At 70.4% G+C, this 19,069-nt stretch carries 14 protein-coding genes; 6 read left to right on the top strand and 8 right to left on the bottom strand.

From position 1 onward, the window contains the following. Positions 1-79: 79 nt before the first annotated feature. Positions 80-2,635 carry a glycosyltransferase gene (locus ACIOSR_RS03785; RefSeq protein ID WP_056046341.1) on the bottom strand — a complete coding sequence of 852 codons (2,556 nt, stop codon included), beginning with the start codon at positions 2,633-2,635 and terminating at the stop codon, positions 80-82. A gap of 108 nt (positions 2,636-2,743) precedes the next feature. On the opposite strand from ACIOSR_RS03785, the gene ACIOSR_RS03780 reads away from it, so the two are divergent. Continuing rightward, on the top strand, positions 2,744-3,778 hold the full coding sequence (locus ACIOSR_RS03780) for a glycosyltransferase family 2 protein (protein ID WP_402751865.1): 1,035 nt from the start codon (positions 2,744-2,746) through the stop codon (positions 3,776-3,778). Between the two features lie 181 nt (positions 3,779-3,959). Further along, the gene (locus ACIOSR_RS03775) at positions 3,960-6,011 is read left to right on the top strand and encodes a hypothetical protein (RefSeq protein WP_402751864.1); all 2,052 of its coding nucleotides are present in this window, start codon (positions 3,960-3,962) and stop codon (positions 6,009-6,011) included. Between the two features lie 101 nt (positions 6,012-6,112). Here ACIOSR_RS03775 and ACIOSR_RS03770 read toward each other — a convergent pair whose 3' ends face one another. Continuing rightward, the gene (locus ACIOSR_RS03770) at positions 6,113-7,741 is read right to left on the bottom strand and encodes a DUF2142 domain-containing protein (RefSeq protein ID WP_402751863.1); all 1,629 of its coding nucleotides are present in this window, start codon (positions 7,739-7,741) and stop codon (positions 6,113-6,115) included. 117 nt (positions 7,742-7,858) lie between these two features. Between ACIOSR_RS03770 and ACIOSR_RS03765 the strand changes: the two genes are divergently transcribed. Next, positions 7,859-9,148 (top strand): lipopolysaccharide biosynthesis protein, encoded by a 1,290-nt coding sequence (locus tag ACIOSR_RS03765; RefSeq protein WP_402751862.1) that lies wholly within the window; start codon positions 7,859-7,861, stop codon positions 9,146-9,148. Here ACIOSR_RS03765 and ACIOSR_RS03760 read toward each other — a convergent pair. From ACIOSR_RS03760 to ACIOSR_RS03750, 3 genes are read right to left on the bottom strand one after another with little or no spacing between them, the layout of a single operon-like run. After that, the gene (locus ACIOSR_RS03760; RefSeq protein WP_402751861.1) at positions 9,118-10,140 is read right to left on the bottom strand and encodes a glycosyltransferase family 2 protein; all 1,023 of its coding nucleotides are present in this window, start codon (positions 10,138-10,140) and stop codon (positions 9,118-9,120) included. The two genes, ACIOSR_RS03765 and ACIOSR_RS03760, sit on opposite strands and share 31 nt — an antisense overlap. After that, positions 10,137-10,628 (bottom strand): DUF2304 domain-containing protein, encoded by a 492-nt coding sequence (locus tag ACIOSR_RS03755; RefSeq protein WP_082460294.1) that lies wholly within the window; start codon positions 10,626-10,628, stop codon positions 10,137-10,139. The genes ACIOSR_RS03760 and ACIOSR_RS03755 overlap by 4 nt, the downstream gene beginning before the upstream one ends. Continuing rightward, a complete protein-coding gene (locus ACIOSR_RS03750) occupies positions 10,625-11,362 on the bottom strand; it encodes a glycosyltransferase family 2 protein (RefSeq protein ID WP_192123187.1) in 738 nt (245 codons plus the stop codon). Before ACIOSR_RS03750 ends, ACIOSR_RS03755 begins: the two co-directional genes overlap by 4 nt. Before the next feature lie 82 nt (positions 11,363-11,444). Here ACIOSR_RS03750 and ACIOSR_RS03745 point away from each other — a divergent pair, with 82 nt between their 5' ends. Both ACIOSR_RS03745 and ACIOSR_RS03740 read left to right on the top strand, forming a co-directional pair. Next, the gene (locus ACIOSR_RS03745) at positions 11,445-12,827 is read left to right on the top strand and encodes a hypothetical protein (RefSeq protein ID WP_402751860.1); all 1,383 of its coding nucleotides are present in this window, start codon (positions 11,445-11,447) and stop codon (positions 12,825-12,827) included. Positions 12,828-12,894: 67 nt separating this feature from the next. Then, positions 12,895-13,686 (top strand): polyprenol monophosphomannose synthase, encoded by a 792-nt coding sequence (locus ACIOSR_RS03740; protein WP_402751859.1) that lies wholly within the window; start codon positions 12,895-12,897, stop codon positions 13,684-13,686. A gap of 64 nt (positions 13,687-13,750) precedes the next feature. Here ACIOSR_RS03740 and ACIOSR_RS03735 read toward each other — a convergent pair whose 3' ends face one another. The 3 genes from ACIOSR_RS03735 to ACIOSR_RS03725 form a co-directional block, all read right to left on the bottom strand. After that, positions 13,751-15,070, bottom strand: a complete 1,320-nt coding sequence (locus tag ACIOSR_RS03735) for an exopolysaccharide production protein (RefSeq protein ID WP_402751858.1) — start codon at positions 15,068-15,070, stop codon at positions 13,751-13,753. After that, entirely contained in the window at positions 15,067-16,386 is a 1,320-nt protein-coding gene (locus ACIOSR_RS03730) for an O-antigen ligase family protein (protein WP_402751857.1), read from the bottom strand. Before ACIOSR_RS03730 ends, ACIOSR_RS03735 begins: the two co-directional genes overlap by 4 nt. A gap of 61 nt (positions 16,387-16,447) precedes the next feature. Continuing rightward, positions 16,448-17,644, bottom strand: a complete 1,197-nt coding sequence (locus ACIOSR_RS03725) for an acyl-CoA dehydrogenase family protein (protein WP_056046317.1) — start codon at positions 17,642-17,644, stop codon at positions 16,448-16,450. A 155-nt stretch (positions 17,645-17,799) separates the two neighbouring features. Here ACIOSR_RS03725 and manA point away from each other — a divergent pair, with 155 nt between their 5' ends. Beyond that, positions 17,800-18,966: a mannose-6-phosphate isomerase, class I gene (manA, locus tag ACIOSR_RS03720; protein WP_402751856.1), complete on the top strand. Its 1,167-nt coding sequence runs from the start codon at positions 17,800-17,802 to the stop codon at positions 18,964-18,966. Positions 18,967-19,069 lie beyond the last annotated feature (103 nt).

The following is a 19,069-nucleotide window of genomic DNA, read 5'->3' as shown; positions in this document are numbered from 1 at the left end:
CGTGGACCCCTTCGTGGTCAAAACTGAAGCACTATACCCCGGTCGGCTGAGGCGGACCGGTTCACGGGAGGGCGGGAGCCTACTTGCCGTACTTGCTGGCGCGCATGGTCGCCAGACGGTTCTGCACCTTGCTGCGCAGCACCTCGATGCCGCCTCCGTCGGTCACGTAGTGGCGGGCGAGCGCGATGTCGCGCGCGACGCCGTGACGGCGGTTGGCGATCTCGTGGAACTTCTCCTCGCTCGACCTGGCGACCTTGCCGCGCAGCGCCTTGACGGTCGTGACCGCCGTGCTCTCGAGGGCACGGTCCGGTGCGACGTGCGGGTCACGGCAGAACTCCACGAGCGGGGAGAGCGCTTTCTCCCAGGTGAAGTCCTCGCGAACCCGGGACACCGCGTCCCGGGTCGCCGCCGTCACCTCGGGATCGTAGAGAACGGACTCGAGCGCGTCGGCGAGTGCTTCGACGTCACGCTCGGGGACGGCCACACCCATCCCCTCGGCGCCGACGAGATCGCCGAAGCTGTCACCCCGGGTCGTGACGATGGGCAGGTTCGCCCACATGTAGTCGAGGATGCGCGTCCGGAAGGAGAACGTCGTCTCGATGTGGTCGTAGTGCGTGCTGACGCCGGCGTCGGCCTCGAGCAGGTAGTTGGCGCGGTCGTCGAGGGCGACCCACTGCTCGTTGAAGAACACGTTCTTGCCGGCGACTCCCAGCTCGGCGGCGAGCTGGCGGGTCCGCGCGACGATGGCCATCTCGGGCACGTCGGGGTTGGGGTGGGCCACCCCGAGGAAGAACAGGCGGACGTCCGGGCGCCGTTCGGCGAGCAGGGCGATGGCACGGATCAGGGTGAGCGTGTCGAACCAGTTGTAGATCCCGCCGCCCCAGATGACGACCTTGTCGTCTTCGCCGATGCCCGGGACGACGCCCCGGATGGCCTTGCGCGTGTGCGCAGGGGGAGTGGAGTCCATGCCGAACGGGGCGATCGCGATGAGCTTCTCGAGGTTTTCGTCAGCCGCGTAGTTCTCGGGGTTGATGCGCCCGAGGCCGGCCAGCTGCCCGAGCCAGAAGAGACGCTGACGCTCGGAGGCGCAGAGGAAGAAGTCGGCTCGGAGCAGCTGCTCGTTGAGGACGTCGGTGGCCGAGGCGACCTGGTTCTTCCACTGCGCGAGGCCCCACTCTCGGCCCTGTTCGAGCTGTTCGAGGTGCATCGGGTCGTAGAGGTCCGCGACCATGATCTTCTTCGACCTCTTGAGGGTCGTGAAGTGGTGCAGGGCGTGGCCCTGGAAGACGATGACGTCGGCCCACTCTTCGTGCGCCTTCATCTCGTGCTCGTTCTGGAGGCGGACGCGATCCACCTCGAAGAGGTCGGACTTGCGGGCCGCGACGTTCCAGGTGAGGAGCCGGACGTCGCTGTGCTCGGAGAGGGCCTCGCTGATCTTCCAGGCCCGCATGGCCGGCCCGGCCATCTTGTCGCCGATGGCATCACCCGTGATGACGAGCACCTTCGTCCGCTGGGTGTGCTCGCGGATGTCGAAGGCGTCGACGATGGAGCGGAAACCCTCGAGGTAGTAGGGGTCGCCGAAGAGCGGCTTGAAGATGTCGCCGAAGAGCCGGAAGACTTCTCCGTCGGTCTTGGTCCGGCGTGCCTGCAGGTCGTCTCGCGCGGCCTGCAGATCGGGCAGCTCGGCGACGAACTGGTCGAGTGCGAAGAGGCCCGCCATGGTGTCCTTCGACACGGGGGTCTCGGGGTCGAACTCGTCGGCCGCCCCGACGAAGCGGCGGATGTCGAACATCTCGGAGTCGAGGCCGCTCTTGGCCACGGCGCGGCGGGCGAGCAACGCGAGGGCACCGGGCAGGAACTTCGCAAGGCTCTCGTCCGAGAGGTTCTTGAAGAGCAGCATCAGGGCGTTGCGCTCGAGCAGGTACATCTCTCGGTGCTCGCCGAAGCTCTTCATCGAGCCGTGGTGCTTGTGGAAGACGATCGACTGCGGTGCGAATCGGACCCGGTAGCCCAGGATGTTCAGTCGCCAGCCGAGGTCGACGTCGTCGTAGAACATGAACAGCTTCTCGTCGAAGCCACCGACCTGCTCGAAGACGGACTTGCGCACGAACAAGGCGGAGCCCGTGCCGAAGAGCAGGTCTTTCGGGGTGTCGAACTGGCCGTCGTCGACCTCGGTGACGCGGTCCTTGTAACCCATGCCGAACCAGGTGAGGCTGCCCTGGACGAAGTCGATGGCCTTGCCGTCCCAGTCCAGGACCTTGCTGCCGACTGCCGCGACCCGAGGACTGACGTTGAACTGGTCGAGCGCCTCACGGATCCATCCGGGGTGGGGCTTGGCATCGTTGTTCAGGAACGCCACGAACTCGCCCTTGGCCTTCTTGGCGCCGAGGTTGCTGCCACCGGTGAACCCGAGGTTGTCCTTCGAGACGACGATCTTGACGTTGGCGTGGCCACCGAGCTCGGCCTCGAGACGCTGGCGGCTGTCGTCGCCCGAACCGTTCTCGACCACGACGATCTCGAGCTGGTCGGTCGGCCAATCCACCTCGGTGAGGCGGGCGACGCACTCGAGGGTGTCGTCCGTCCCGCGGAAATTGACGATGACGACCGAGACGACGCTCGACGTGGAAACAGGCACGGTGGGTACTCCCAAGGACGGTGGTGCGGGCCGGTGGGCCCCGCGAGTGCGCTCCCACTATACGAGGGCGTCACCGGCACCCGCCCCCGGCGCTGTCAGAATGGTCGGATGGACGCATCCGTGATCGTCGTCAACTGGCGTCAACCCGAACTCACGCTGCGCTGCCTCGAGTCGCTCGTCGGCCAGCGAGCGAGCGCCTCGTTCGAGATCGTCCTCGTCGAGAACGAGGCGTCGCCTGGCGGCACCGAACCGTTCCGGCGCCTCGTTCCCGATCTCGTCGTGGTGGAAGAGGCGACCAACGCCGGCTTCGCGGGTGGGGTGCGTCGAGGCATCGAGGCCTCGCGCGGTGACGTCGTCGTGCTGCTGAACAACGACGCGGTCGCCGAACCCGGCTTCGTGGAGGCGGGCCTCGCAGCCCTGCGCGCCGGCGGACCTCGGGTGGCCGCCGCCTCGGCCACCGTGACGCTCGAGGGCGGTTTCGTACGCGCCACCGCTCGGGACGAGGGTGCGCTGGTCGACGGCCGCGGGACGGCGTGGCTCCGGTCGTCGGCTCCCGAGGCCGTCGGCCTGCTGAACGGAACCGGTGTCGAACTCGCCCCCGACGGCAACGGTCGCGATCGAGACTGGCTGCAGCCCTCCGACGACGTCGTCGACCATCCTGCCGACCCCTTCGGATTCTCGGGAGGGGCGGCCTTCGTCCGGCGGACGGCCCTCGAGGCCGTCGGGGGCTTCGACGAGGGGCTCTTCATGTACTACGAGGACCTCGACGTCTCGTGGCGGCTCCGGCTCGCGGGCCTCGAGATCGTGCACGCCGACTCGGCCCGGACGATCCATCGACACGCGGCGAGCTCGGCCGGTAGCGGTGCCCTCGTGCGGCGACAGAGCATGCGGAACCGCCTGCTCGTCGTCGTCCGCAACGGTTCGGCAGGGTTCGTGGCGCGGGTGACGCTGCGGACCCTCGCGCGCCTCCTGATCGATCTGGCCCGCCCCAGCGGGGCCCAGCTGTCACGTCGGGACTGGGGCTCGGTGTGCCGTGGGCTGCCGTCGGCGGTCGCCGGGGCGCTCGTCTCGCGTCGGCGCTCGGGCGTGACGAGGGGTGAGCGTCGGCGTGTCGAGCAGTCGCTGAGGTCGATCGACCACTGACCCGTCTTCGGGGGACAGGGCCTTCCGGTCGGGGTACGGGAGGCTAAAGTCGGAGGACTGGTCGGGCTTCGCATCCGGTCTCCCGCTCGAACGACGAGGTACGCCGCCAGGGGGCGGCGGTGGGGAGGCGCCTCGACCGCGTGCCCCAGGGAGGCCACCCGTGTCCAGAAGGATCATCGCGATGGCTGCGGCCGTCGCCGTCGCCGCCGGTCTGTTGACCGGCTTGTCATGGGGGGCGTCCTCGCCGCCGGCCCAGGCTCTCTCGGGGGCGGACTTCGACCCGGGCAACATCATCACGGACCAGGTGTTCTTCAATTCGGGGGCGATGTCCGAATCGCAGGTGCAGTCCTTCCTCGCGTCCCGGATCGGCAGCTGCTCGAACTCGAACTGCCTCAACGTGAAGCGCCTCGACACGGCGTCGCGTCCCGCAGACGCCATGTGCAACGCCTATCAGGGGGCGAGCCAGGAGCCGGTCTCGCGGATCATCGCCAAGGTCGCCCAGGCCTGCGGCATCAACCCGCAGGTGTTGCTGGTGACGCTGCAGAAGGAGCAGAGCCTGGTCTCGGGTTCGATCGCCAGGGCCCCGTCCGATGCCCGGCTCGAGCGTGCCATGGGGTACGCCTGCCCGGACAGTGCCAACGGTGGCTGCGATCCGTCGTTCGCCGGGGTCTACAACCAGCTCTACAAGGCGTCGTGGCAGTTCAAGCGGTACGCCAACCCGGCCGGGACGAGCAACTACTTCACGCAGTACGCACCCGGTGGCAATCGGACCGTGCTCTACAACCCCAACGCCGCCTGCGGATCGAAGTCCGTCTTCATCAAGAACCAGGCGACCGCCAACCTGTACTACTACACGCCCTACACGCCCAACGCCCCGGCGCTCGCGAACCTCAACGGGACGGGCGACTCGTGCTCCGCCTACGGCAACCGCAACTTCTGGGTGTACTTCACCGACTGGTTCGGCTCGACGACCGGCGGCAACGGTCCGCAGGGCGCGCTCGACTCGCTGACGACCGGTCTCGAGTCCGTCTCGGTCAACGGGTGGGCCTTCGACCGCGACCTGCCCGCGCCCATCGGGGTGCACGTGTACGTCGACAAGACCGGGTACCCCTTGACGGCGGACCGGTCGCGACCCGACGTGGGTGCTGCGTACCCGTCCAAGGGCAACAACCACGGCTTCCAGGGCACCGTCCCGGCGTCCCCCGGCGCCCACGAGGTCTGCGTCTACGCCATCGGCCTGCGCGGCAACGGCAACACGACCCTCGGTTGCCGGACCGTCACGATCGCGTCGGCGTCCCCGGTCGGTGCCGTCGACTCGGTCGTCGCCGCTCCTACCGGAGTCCGCGTCAACGGATGGGCCCTCGACCCCGAGAGCACCGCCTCCATCGCCGTCCACGCCTACGTCGACGGCGTCGGGTACCCCCTACGCGCCTCCGGGCAACGACCCGACATCGGGCGCGCGTACCCGGCGAACGGGGCGGCACACGGTTTCACGGCTGATCTGCCCGCCTCGGCGGGCGCGCGCTCGGTGTGCTTCTTCGCCATCAACCAGGGCGCGGGGGGCAACTCGAACCTCGGCTGCAAGACGGTCACGGCGGTCGGCTCGACACCGGTGGGAGCGCTCGACGTCGTCTCGACCTCGGCGAACGCCATCACGGTCGCCGGATGGGCCCTCGACGGTGACACCACTGCGTCGATCCCCGTCCACGTGTACGTCGACGGCGTCGGACGCGTCACGACCGCGTCGAACGCTCGCCCGGACATCGCCCGGAACTACCCCGCCTACGGAGCAGCTCACGGTTTCAGCTCGACCGTGACGGCGTCGGCCGGGTCCCACTCGGTCTGCGTCTACGCCATCAACCAGGGCGCGGGCACGAGCAACACGACGTTGGGATGCCGGACCGTCGTGGTCGGCGGCGCGCTGCCGGTCGGCAACTTCGAGTCGGCCCTCGGGACGACCGGAGGGGTCCGGGTGAACGGTTGGGTGGTCGATCCCGACACGGCTGCGCCGTTGCCCGTCGCGTTCACCGTGGATGGTGCCGCCGCCGCCACGGTCGTCGCCGACCAGAGCCGTCCCGACGTCGCGCGGTCGTACCCGACCTCGGGTCCGTTGCACGGCTTCGGGGTGGTCGTCCCCGCCGCTCCCGGTTCTCGGACCGTGTGCGGCACGGCCAAGGACTCGTCGGGCGTGGGGCAGCTGAACCTCGGCTGCCGGACGGTGACCATTCCCTGACCGTCTGAGGCCCCCTGGGGCGAGACCACGAACGGGTGGCAGCCGACGAGGCTGCCACCCGTTCGTGCTTCCACCCGGCCGGGGTGGATCGCCTCGCGGCGTCAGGCGGAGGGGGGCCCCACCGAGGAGGCGCGATCATCGACGGCGGGTTCCTCCAGCCGCGTGTCGGCACGATCCGAGGCTCCGAGCGACGGGGCGTCGGTCGCTGGAACGTCGTCCGTCGGCGAGAACGCCGCCCGGCCGAGGAGCACGGCACCGCCTACGAGGGTCACGAGCAGGACCGCAGCCCAGATGTACCACCCGCCCGGTGGCAGCCACTCGGGATCGGTGAACATGCGCGACCAGCCATCGGGCATTCCCAGCACGTAGCGCTGGAGATTCCAGACGTAGGTGTGGAACTGCATGATGGCGAGGATGACCAGGACGAAGCCCGCGAGGCGGCGGGCACCAGGCAGGGTGAACGCAGTCGGGAAGGCGTCGTCGAGGGCGATGCCTCCGGCGATGACGAGAGGGCAGACGATCGCCAGCAGGTAGCGTGCCTGCCAGATGTAGCCGTAGTCGGCCGCTGCGTAGCCCTGCATGAGCGGCGGGATGAACAGGAACGCCAGGATGAGCAGCAGGACGGTGCGACGCGGTCGGCCCCGGCCGAGGAACAGCCCGGCGACGGCCAAGGCGAACATCAGCCCGCCCCAGATGGCCACGGTGGTGAAGGGTGCGGGGACCTCTTGCCAACCGAAGATGCCGACGTAGCCGGTCAGGTTCTCGAACGTCAGGAACGCCATGGTCCGGAAGGCGAGACCGAAGCCCGTGCCTGTGCCCGCGCTCTCGGTGGACACGCTGAGGCTCGCCGAGAGGACCGTCCAGGCGAGGCTGAAGGCGGTCCCGACGCCGATCGCGACGACGCCGACCCAGAAGGCGCGGGATCGGAGGAGGCGCTTGACGAGTTCGAGGTCGAACAGGGTCGCCAGGACGATGATCAGGACGTAGAGCGGGCCGATGCTGCGGCTGTTCGCGAGGGCGACGGCCGCGACGGCGACCATGGCGATGCGCACCGGGGGGACGCCGTCCTCACGCCATCTCTGGGCCAGCAGGCTCAGCCAGGAGAACAGCATGACGGCCGAGGCGATCTCGAGACTGTTGGGATTGATGCCGCTCGCCAGGAAGAGGACCTTGGGGGTGATCGCGACGGCGAGGGCGAGGAGGGCGAACCCCCGTCGCCTGAGCTGTGACAGGGCGACGACGGCGAGGGCCAGGAACGCGGAGACGAGCATCACGCTCACGCCCCTCATGCCGTAGTAGGAGGCCTTCCCGTCGAGGACGAGAGACGGGAGGCCCACGACGGCGTAGTAAGCGGGGTCGTAGGAACCCGCCGAGGTCGTCACGGTGGTCTCGACCTCGGAGTCCGGGACGAGCATCTGGCACTGGGCCGACTCGGCGTTGCGGAAGGCGAAGCACGGCAGATCGTGGGCTATCGCGATGTACTCGGGGACTTCGACGTCTGTCCATCCACCCTTGCCGGTGGGCGTGCCGGACCATTCACCCCGAACGACGGCTGCGGCGTGGATGGTGTGCGCCGGCTCGTCGGGGAGCGACATCAGGGGGTTGGCCATGGCCCAGGTACCGCCGAGCAGGCAGAACGCCACGAAGGAGAGCAGGACGGTGGTGAGGGGGCGCCGGGACCTGCCCTTCGAACGGGAGGGCTGTGAGGCGGTGCGGGTGTCGACGTTCATGTGGTCCTCAGATCGCGGGATCGGCAGGCACCCCGAGGGCGTGAACTGCACGGGCGGCCCCGACGATGATATCGATGGTGGGCGCTACCTCGATCTGGCTGACCGTAGGCTGACGCCATGAGTGTGAAGGGCGCGACCGCGACGACGGTGGAGCGGAAGAACGGTGCGATGGCCTCGGCGGCCCTTCTCTCGACCGTCGGGATCGGCGCTCAGGGCGTCAGCCGTCTCGTCTACACGGTCTTGATCGGACGTACCTTCGGCACGGAAGCACTCGGGCACGCCTCGACCCTCTTGTCCCTGTCGATCTTCGTCGCCCTGCTCTGGCCGACGGCGGCCGGGAACACCGCCTCGCGCTTCCTCGCCCTCGCCCTGCACCGCCGCGTCTCCGATGCCGCCCTCGTCCGTGTCCTCGGACGGACCATGCTCGCCTCGTCGTTGCTCCTGGGCGTGGCCACCGTGCCCGTCGCCATGGCTCTCGGCAACTCTCCTCTCGTGGCCGTGTCCGCCGCCGGGCTCGTCGTCGGCTACGGGCTCTACGCCTACGCCCGCGGCGGTCGGCTGGGGCGTCACGGCGCCGCCCGTGTCGCGCTCTGGGACTCCGTCTCGGCCGCAGGCGCGCTCGGCTTGTTGATCGTGGTCTGCCTCACCGGTCAGGGCACCTGGGTGCTGGTCCCCCTGACCGTCGGCTACCTCGTCTTCGCCGTCGCCTGCCTGCCCCGTGGCAACCGTCTGGCGGGACCCGAGCTCGAGGTCTCGCCCGTCCTCGGTTTCGCCCGATGGAACGTGGTGGCCGGGTTGACGACCAACGGCCTGCTCCAACTGGCCATGATCTCGGCCCAGGTCTGGGCTCCGGGCGACGCGGCCGGGTTCTTCGCAGCAGCCTTCACGCTGGCCACTCCCGCGTCCATGCTCGGCCAGGCCGTCAGTCAGATCGTGATCCCCGCGTTCGCCCACCGGGCGACGAGTTCGTCGCTGCGCCACCGTGGGCCGTTGTCGTTGTTCCTGGCATTCGCGGGGGGGGCGGCTCTCCTCTTCGGAGCGATGGTCCTGCTCGCTCCGTGGTACCTGCCGCTGTTCTACCCGACCGAGGGCGACGCGGCGGTACCCCTGTTGCGATTCCTGATGCTGGGTGTCTACGTCTTCACCGTCGCGCTCATCCCGGCGGCCCTCATGCTCGCCGCCGGTCGGTCCCGCGAGGTGGCCCTCAGTTCGGTGGCCGGGTTCGTCGCGGGCGTCACGGTGATGGTCGCGTCGGGCCCGACTGCGGGAGTGTCGTCCGGCAGCATCGGCTTCTTGGTCGGCTCGACGGTCAACCTCGTGGTCGTCGTCCTGTTGTCGGTCGGCCGTCGCCCGTCGGCGTCGTCACCGGACGTGGATCAGAGCAGCGAGCGCGCAACCCTCCAGTAGAGGCGCATCGACGCCTGCAGGAGGCCGGCGCCGGCGGGGAGCGGGAACACCTGCTGGTCCAGGGTGGCCGAGAGCAGCGGGGCCAGGTCTCGGTCGGACACGACCCTCCGGCTCTGCACCCACCGACGTCGTTGTCGTATCCACGCGGCGTTGTCACGGACCCAGGCATCGGCCCGCTTCTTCTCGGCAGCCCACCCCTGGCTCCGGGCCACCAGGGTCATGACGAGTCCGAGGGCGGTGACGGGCAGCCAGGTCACGACGCGCAGGCGTCGACCGTAGGCGGTCCGCAGGAAGATCTGTCGGTTCTTCTCGAGCAGGAACATCTTGAGGGGGTTCCGGCTGAACTCGTAGTGGTGGATCACCACGGCGTCAGGGACGTAGACGACGGTCAGTCCCGCCTGCCAGGTGCGCCAGCTGAGATCGACGTCCTCGTGGTAGGCGAAGTACTCGTCGGCGAATCCCTCCAGGCGCGTCCAGAGGTCGCGACGCAGGACGAGGCCTGCACCGGAGGCGGAGGCCACGAGGGTCTGGGCGGCGTGGTCACTCGCCGGTTCGTTCATGCCGCCGGCCCAGCTGAGGCCGACGACGTGGACGGGGTTGCCTGCCGAGTTCATGCGTCCGGGATCGGATGCCAGCCGGATGCTGCCCGTCGCGATGCCCACGCCGGGGCGGGAGGCCACCGCCACGAGCTTGGCGAGGGCGTCCGGTGCGACCTCGGCGTCCGAGTTGACCAGGGCCAGGAACTCGCCCTCCGCGAAGCGGGCACCGTGGTTGACACCGCCTGCGAAGCCGAGGTTCTCGTGGGGGGTCACGATCCGCAGCCGTGGATCATCGGGCAGGTCGCGGACGGCGTCGCTCGTGCACCCGTTGTCGACCAACACGAGGTCGACGTCGACGCCGGTCGAGTCGAGCACCGAACGGACGGCTCGGTCCAGCACGGCCTCGTCACCATAGGCGAGCGTCACCACCGTGACGCGGGGCGACGCGGTCATGAGCGGCCGGCCCGGTCGGTGGGCTCGTCGGTCCGCAGGCCCGCGTCGGGTTCGTGCCCGGTGGCATCGCCCTCGGGGTGCGACGTCGTCACGCCACGGCCGGTGGCACCCACGTCGTCCGCCGAGGCCTTCCTGTCCGCAGCGCGGTCGAGACGGGAGACGCGCTCGTCGAGGAGGGCCACGTGTTCGGCCAGGGTGCGCGACTTCTCTTCGAGGATGGTCAGCTCGGCGCTGTGTTGCACCGAGACGAGGAAGAGGACGACCACGCAGACGAAGAACCCGAGGTTCGTGGGCACGGCGATGCCGAGCAGTCCGGCCAGGCCCGTCAGGACGTGCGGGAAGACGGCGATGAGCAGCGCGAGGGTGCCCGCGACCATCCACCACAGGGCGTGGCGCTCGCGGACGCGGCGACGACGCAACAACTCGAAGACGACGACGAGCACCAAGAGGGCCGAGACGATGCCGAAGACGTAGGTCGTGACGCTCACGCGGCGACCCCCGCGTCGCTGCGCAGGGACAGGGGCGGCCGCCACAGCGCGATGACGAGGGCGAGACACGCTCGTCCGAGGTACACGGCGGCCTTGGCGGGATCGTGTGACGGGATGCCGCCGGCCCGGACCCGCATGGACACCGGCACCTGGGTGAGGCGGCAGCCGGCCCGGGCGGCGAGCACGAGTGATTCGACGGTGTCACCGAGGTACTCGGCAGGGTAGTGCTCGGCGAAGATCTCGACGGCCCGCGGGCCGGCCCCCCGGAATCCGGAGGTGGTGTCGGTCAAGGGCGTGTGGGCGATGCGGCTCACGACCGTGGCGAGCACGACCATCGCCCAGCGGCGCGGCCCGCGCGCCTCGTAGTCGCCCTCGCCCGCGAACCGGGCGCCGATGGCGACGTCGTGGGACTCCAGGGCCTTCAGCAGCAGCGGGACCCCTGCCGGATCGTGCTGCCCGTCCGAGTCCACCTGCACGACGTTCTCGAAGCCGTTGGCCCGCGCGAACTTGAACCCGGCACGCATGGCCCCGCCGACACCGAGGTTGAAGGGCAGATCGAGGACGGTCGCGCCCGCGGCACGGGCCACCTCGACGGTGCGATCCCGCGATCCGTCGTTCACGACGAGCACGCTGATGCCGGGCAGGGCGCCGAACACCTCTCGGACGACGTCTCCGACCGCGGCCTCTTCGTTGAAGGCGGGCATGACGATGAGCGTCTTCTCCAACGAGACCATGCAGTGATGCTAACAGTCGACCCGGCCGGCACCCGGCGCGCCGGGGGAGCGCGCCCGGACGGGGATGCAGCAGAATCGTCCGGTGACCCGAGCGCTTCCGAACACCACGACCGACCGGTCGGCGGACTTCGTCGACGACGATGCCGCCGACGCGCGACGAGCGCCCCGCCTCGTCCTCGACGTCGGCACGGCTGCCGCGCTGGGTGTCGTGGCGGCCCTCGTGTCGTGGTGGCGCCTCCCCGAGGCGGCGAGGTCGACCCTCTGGGCGGAGGACGGCCCGATCTTCCTCTCGCAGCGGCTCGACCTCGGCCCCTGGGAGTCCCTCGTGACCCCCTACGCCGGCTATCAGCACCTCGGCGCGCGCCTGGCGACCGACCTGGCGGTTCTCGTGGGCGATCTCGGGGACGTGGCCCACGTGATCGCTGCGGTCTGCTGCGGGGTGGCCGGCCTCGTGACCGCGCTCGTCTTCGTCCTCAGTCGTCAGTACGTCGTGTCCTCGGCCGCCCGGGTGGCGATCGCCGCCGTGACCGTGCTCGCCCCGATCGCCCCGATCGAGGTGTCCGGCAACCTGGCCAACCTGCACTGGTACCTGCTCTGGCTCTTGTTCTGGGCGGTGCTGCACGTGCCGCGCACCTGGTGGGGCGGCGGCCTGCAGGCGGGCGTCGTCCTCGTCTGCGCGCTCACCGAGGTCCAGTCGGTCCTGCTGGTTCCCCTGGTCCTCGTCACCGTCCGGCACCGACGCTCGTGGCCGGTGTCCGGTGCCCTGCTCGTGGGGGTGGCCGTGCAGCTGTGGACCTCGTGGGCCTTCCCCCGTCCGGCGTCGACCTACCCCGCACCCGATCTGACCGACCTCGTCCTCAGCTTCCTGGCTCAGCCGGTCATGTCGACCTTCGTCGCGTCATCCGGAACGGCCTCCGACCTGCTCGTCGAGACGTCCTGGGGCATCGCGGTACTCGTGCTGGCGGGCATCGTCCTCTGCGCCGGCTGGGCCGCCGTGGCGGGGCGGCGTCGACGTCTCTGGCTGGTCCTGGGTCTCGTCGTCTACGCACCGCTCCTCTGGGCCGCCGGCATCGTCGCGAACGCGAGCGGGCTCACCGAATACGGTCTGAACGGCCCGGGCTGGCTCGCGACGTCCGGCTACCTGAGGTACGCGCTCGTGCCGTCGATGCTGCTCCTGACCGCCGTCGCCCTCGCCGCGGACGCATTCCTCGCGCGGCGCCGCGCCGTGACGACGGTCGCGGGCGCCGTCCTCCTCGCCGCCTTCGCCGGGGCCGTCCTGTGGCACCCACAGCTCGACCACGTGCTCCGCAGCGACTACGGCCCGTGGCAGTCGAACTACGACCAGGTCGTCGACCAGTGCCGCAGCGGGGACGTCGTGCTCGACGACGGCAAGGCCCTCGTGCCGATCGCCCCGACCGGCTGGTTCGTGGCAGCCGACTGCTCGACGCTCGACGAGCGCGGATGAGGCCCTGGCGCAGCCGTGGAATGATGGACGCACCCTGCCGCCCCCGTACCGAAAGCCACCCGATCGCATGACCTCCTCCGCGCACACCGGCGCCGGCGCCCTCGTCGTCCTCCCCACCTACGACGAGGTCGAGAACCTCCCGCTCATCCTGGGGCGCCTGTTCGCCGCGGCCCCCGAGATCGACGTGCTCGTGGTCGACGACGGCAGCCCCGACGGCACCGGTGAGTTGGCCGAGACGATGGCCGCCACCGATCCCCGCATCCACGTGATGCACCGCACGGGCAAGCTCGGGCTCGGTTCCGCTTACGTCATGGGCTTCGGCTGGGGCCTCGAGCGGGGCTACGACGTCGTCGTCGAGATGGATGCCGACGGCTCGCACCCGCCCGAGAAGCTGCCCGAGATGATCGCCCTGGTCAGCGCGTCCGGCCCCGGCACGCCGAGCCTCGCGATCGGCTCGCGGTGGGTTCCCGGCGGCTCGGTCATCAACTGGCCGGTCTCGCGCCAGGTCCTGAGCCGGGGCGGCAACCTTTACGCCCGCCTCGCCCTCGGACTGCAGCTCAAGGACGTCACGGCGGGGTTCCGGGCCTACACCCGTGAGGCGCTGCAAGCGATGGACCTCACGGGCATCGACTCGAAGGGGTACTGCTTCCAGGTCGACATGACCCTCCGCGTCCTCGACGGCGGGGGGCGCGTCGTCGAGGTGCCCATCGAGTTCCGCGAACGCGAGCTCGGCGAGTCCAAGATGAGTCAGGCCATCGTCGTCGAGGCCATGCTGCGCGTCACGCAGTGGGGCTTCCGACGCCGGCTGCAGACCCTGCTCGGCAACCGCCCCGGGCCGCGCTGGGTCCTCGAGGACTGAAGCGGCGCGCCGGGTCGCGACCGGCGACCGACGTCCGCGACGGCACCCGACCGAGCCGCGCCTCCTACCGGCGGTTCGCCTGCGGCAGCCGTGACCGCCACGACCGCTTGCGGGCGGCGATCGTCGCGATGGCGACGAAGGTCATCAGGGTTCCCTCGAACAACACGAAGCTCTCGGCGACGGCGGTGACCCCGATCAGCACCAGGACGAGCGCCGGCCAGACGTACGCCACGATCGGGTGACCCGACGCCGTGATCCAGCTGCGCACGAACGCCAGGGTGCCGGCCACGACGAGGAGCAACCCGCCGACCAGGCCCAGTTGCAGCCAGATGTCGAAGAACGCGTTGAGCCCCGTCTCGTGCGGTCGGCCGCTCGGCGCGATGATCGTCGAGTACGGGAAGATCCCGGTCGGCCACTGCCCGACGAAGCCCCAGCCGACGATGTCGTGCACCGCCGCCAGTTCGCGGATGCGCGCCCAGAGCAGCGACCGCACCGAAAGGTCGTTGGTCGCGTCCACCGCGTCCAGGAGGCGCGAGCGACCCGCGTAGGCCAGCCCACCACCCAGCACCACGATCACCGCGAAGACCGATTGCAGGAGCGACCGTCTCGACTCGGGGGCCCGGCGCAGCGCGTCGAGCGCCACTCCCGCCACGATCAGGACGATGACCGCGACCGCCGTCGCGGGGGAGCGGGCGAAACCGAGCGCCGTGAGGGCGAGCACGCCCGAGGCGACGGCCTGCCGCCGAGGGACCGACCGGGTGAGGAACTCGACGGCGAACGTGATGACCGCGAGCGTCGCCAGGAAGCCCAGGTAGTTGCGCGTGCCCGAGATGCCCTGGATCGGACCGCCCGCGGCGAGGTTTCCCTGGATTCCGAGGAACGCGATCGGTTGGTCGATCAGCAGCCCGCTCAGCACCTCGAGCGACAGCGACACGACGAGCAGGATGCGGAGCGCGTCCCCGAAGGCCCGCACCACCTGGACCAGGTCGCGGCCCAGGGCCAGGTACAGCCCGAGGGCGCCGAACCCGACGGCGTAGGCCACACCGCCGACGGTGACCCAGGTGTACTCGCTCCAGAAGACGCTGAGGGCCATGAAGCCGAAGAGGGCGATGAGCGAGACCGGCAGGATGCCGTGCCACTCGATGTGGTGTCGGCCTCCGACCAGGGAGAGGGTCGCGAGCACCACGAGGGTGCCCAGGACGGCGAGCGAGCCCGGCCACCCCATCAGGGCGCGGACCGACTGGGTCGAGAACGCGTAGAGCACGATGGCGACCGAGAGGGCCTGCGAGAAGTGCCCGCCGGCCGAGAAGCCGATCCAGGCCGAGAGGTACCGGCGTAGGGGATCGCGGCTGCGGTCGAACCCGTGGCCGTGGCCGGAGGTCACCGGTCGTGGCCCGTCCAGCCGAAGGGGTCGCGGCGCGTCACGAGCACGACGACCACGAACGTGGCCCAGCCCCACTCGACGATCAGCCGGGACTCGGTCAACCCGTGGACGAGCAGGGCCGTCACGAGCAGCAAGGGCAACAGGTCGAGGGCCGACCACGGGGCCGCGACCCCGCGCGAGAGCATGCGGCGGTCGACGGCCCACCACCACGATCTCAAGACGACGCCGACGATCGTGAGTCCGAACAGGGCGAGGCCGATCCAGCCCAGCTGGAACCAGACGTCGAGGTACGCGTCGTGCGCCTGCAGGTACACGACGCCGTTGCGCTCGGCGAGGTCGGTGAACGGTTCGACGAACGGGAACCAGTAGCTGACCCAACCCCAGCCCACGACGGGGTGCTGGACGCCGAGGTCGTAGACGGCCGACCAGATGTCGGTGCGACCCGTCAGGTCGCCGCTCTTCCCCAGCAGCGCGAGCAGCGGGCCGCGGGCGAGGACGACCACCGTGACGGCCGCCAGCACGACGAGCGCCGCCACGCCGTAGACGGGCCCCCGGCGGCCGGGCTCACGGCGTCGGGTCGCCACCACCAGCAGCGACACGAGGCCGACGGCCACCGCGACCACCGCGACGGTCGCCGACCGGGTCAGCACCAGCGCGAGCAGCGAGGTGACGAGACCGACCACCGCCGTGCCGCGACCGATGGACCGGTCCGCCGCCTGGACCGCCGTGACGATCAGGGCGAGCAGGGCGATGATCGCGAGGATGTTGCTGTTGCCCTGCAGCCCCTGGATGCGACCGCCTTCGAAGAGCACGTCGCGCGACCAGAACCACGCCGCCGGCCGATCCGTGCAGTCCAGGTACACCGGGCAGACCGGCTGGCGGACGACCAGTCCGACGACGACCTCGAAGAGCAGGGAGGCCACGACGTGGATGCGCAAGGCCCGTCCGAGGGCGGTCACGATGGTCGGCCACGAGGCGACGACGGTGACCGCCAGGGCGCCCACGCTCGTCATCAGCGTGAGGACGATGCCGATCGCCGAGCCCGCGGGGTACTGCGACCACGCGATCGAGACGACGGCGAAGAGCAGGAAGAGGACGAGGAGGCGCGGGAGGGTCCGTACCCGGGGCGGATGCCGCACGACGAGGACGACGGCGGCGACGACCATCGCCATGCAGGCCGCCCCCCAGCCCCACCAGCCGGTGCCGTTGCGGAGGACGTCGCCACCGAACAACACGAGGAACGCCAGCGTCGCGAACGTCGTGGCTCCGCGCGTCGGTACCGTCCGGGCGGGCCGCGCGGGCAACGTCGTGGTCATGGGCACCAGGCTAGACGACGGGGGAGGCGCGGAGGAGCGACCGGGGGCCGCCCCTCCCGGATCAGACGAACGCCGCCTGGCCCGTGATGCTGCGGCCCACGATGAGGGTGTTCATCTCGCGGGTGCCCTCGTAGCTGTACAGCGCCTCGGCGTCGGCGAAGAACCGGGCCACGTCGTACTCGAGCACGATGCCGTTGCCGCCCATGACCTCGCGGGCGTACCCCACCGTCTCGCGCATGCGGGCCGTGGTGAAGGCCTTGGCGAGCGAGGCGTGCTCGTCGCGCTGGGTGCCCTCGTCGAGCATCTGCGAGCACCGCACCACCATGCCGATCGAGGCGGTGATGTTGCCGATGCACTTCACCAGCAGGTCCTGGATCAGCTGGTGCTTGGCGATCGGCTTGCCGAACTGCACGCGCTCGTTGGCGTACGCCAGGGCGGCCTCGTAGGCGCCGATCGAGTTGCCCACGGCCGCCCAGGCGACCTCGGCCCGCGTCAGGCGCAGCACGGCCGCCGTGCTGCGGAACGAATCGGCCTGCTGCAGTCGGTGGCTCTCGGGCACGCGCACGTCCTCGAGGGTGATGTCGGCGTTCTGGACGATGCGGAGGCTTTGCTTGTCCTCGATCTTGGTCGCCGTGTAGCCGGCCGTGTCGGTCGGGACGATGAAGCCCTTGACCTGGCCGTCCTCGGCGCTCTTGGCCCAGATGATCGTGATGTCGCTGAACGTGGCGTTGCCGATCCACCGCTTGGAGCCGTTCAGCACCCAGTCGTCGCCGTCGCGGGTGGCGATCGTGCGGAGTCCCTGGGCCGAGTCGGACCCCGACAGTGGTTCGGTCAGGCCGAAGGCGCCCACCAGGTCACCGCTCGCCATGCGGGGCAGCCACTCGGCACGCTGTTCGGGCGAGCCGCCGACGCCGATCGAGCCCATCGCGAGTCCGTTCTGCACGCCGACGAAGGTCGCGACGGACGCGTCCACGCGCGCGAGCTCGAGCGCGACCCAGCCGCGGAAGACGGCGGAGTTCTCGAACGGGCGCGTCTCCTCCCACGGCATGCCGAAGAGGCCCAGGCCGGCGAGGCCCTTCACGATCTCGTGCGGGAAGGTCGCGTCGGCCCAGTGGCGGTTCACCCCGGGCTTGACCTCGGTCTCGAGGTAGTGGCGCAGGTCGGCCAGCACGCCCTTCTCGCGGTCCGAGAGGAGGTCCTCGTAACCGTAGAAGTCGCTGACGAGGGAGGTGAACGAGGTGAGGGTCGCTGATGACATCCGTGCTCCATTGCTTCGTGTCGGGACGACAGGAGCCTAGGCAGCGCCCCAGCCGCCGCCAAGGGGTTGGTAGCTTTGATCAACGCCCCGGCGTCGTCGACCTCACCGCTTTGTAGGGGGCGACCAAGCACGACCTCCGACAAGCAGGTAAAGCCATGTTCCTCGCCATCACCAACACGCCCCGCGACTACGCCTGGGGCTCGACGACGGCCATCGCCGACCTGCTCGGTCGTCGGCCGAGCGGCCGCCCCGAGGCCGAGCTGTGGCTCGGTGCGCACCCGGGTTCGCCGAGCGTCGTCGTCGCCCCGGCGGTCGTGGGTGGTGCCGACACCCTCGCCGACTGGTTCGCCGCCGAGCCGGGCAGGGCGCTCGGCCGCGACCGGGACCACCTGCCGTTCCTGCTGAAGTTGCTCGCGGCCGACGGCCCGTTGTCCATCCAGGCGCACCCCACCCCCGAGCAGGCCCGCGAGGGCTTCGCGCGCGAGGACGCCGCGGGCATCCCGCTCGACGCCCCCGAGCGCAACTACAAGGACTCCTCGGCCAAGCCCGAGATCATCGTGGCGTTGAGCGACACCTTCGACGCCCTCTGCGGGTTCCGCGAGCCGGCCCGGACCCTGGCCGACCTCGACCTCCTCGACGACGGCTCGGGGCGCCTCGACCTGCTCCGCCGACACCTGGGCGAGTCCCTGCGGTCGACCCTGGCCTTCCTCTTCCAGGGCGACGACGACTCGTCCGCGGCCATCGCGGCGGTGAGCGAACTCGCCGCCGTCCACCGGGCGGACGGCGCGGGCATCGCCACGGTCGTCGACCTGGCGGAGCGCTACCCCGGCGACCCCGGCGTGGTCGTCTCGCTGTTGCTCAACCGGGTGACGCTGCGTGCCGGGGAGGCGCTGTTCCTGCCCGCCGGCAACGTGCACGCCTACCTGGGCGGCTTCGGCGTCGAGCTCATGGCGCCCTCCGACAACGTGCTGCGCGGCGGCTTGACTCCCAAGCACGTGGACGTCCCCGAGCTGCTGAAGGTCCTCGACTTCGAACCACTGCCCGTCCCCCGTCTCGACCCGACCACGGTCGCCCGGGGGGTCGAGCGCTTCGCGCCTCCCGGCACGGGCTTCGCCATGCTGCGGGTCGACGCCGAGGGTCCGGGGGCCGTCGTCGAGATCGGCGGTCCGAGCATCGTCCTGGTCACCGCCGGAGAGGTCCACGTCAAGGGTCAGGACGGCACCATCCGGCTCGGTCGTGGCGAGTCCGCGTTCGTCACCCCCGACGAGGTCCGACTCGCGATGACCGGCGGCGGCACCGCCTACGTGGCGACGCCGGCCTGAGCCGGGCCGAGCGGCCGGGCGGAGCCGTCCGCTCCGCGTGACGTCCGGCTCCGTGCACGCCACCCGGCACTCGGAGTGGCACCCGTGACCCGTGGGGCACCCG

Origin of the sequence: Frigoribacterium sp. NPDC087798 (assembly GCF_044742985.1) — a bacterium.
Classification (GTDB): Bacteria; Actinomycetota; Actinomycetes; order Actinomycetales; family Microbacteriaceae; genus Frigoribacterium.
Note: the sequence above shows the minus strand (reverse complement) of the source record. Positions and strands in the feature narration are given on the sequence as shown.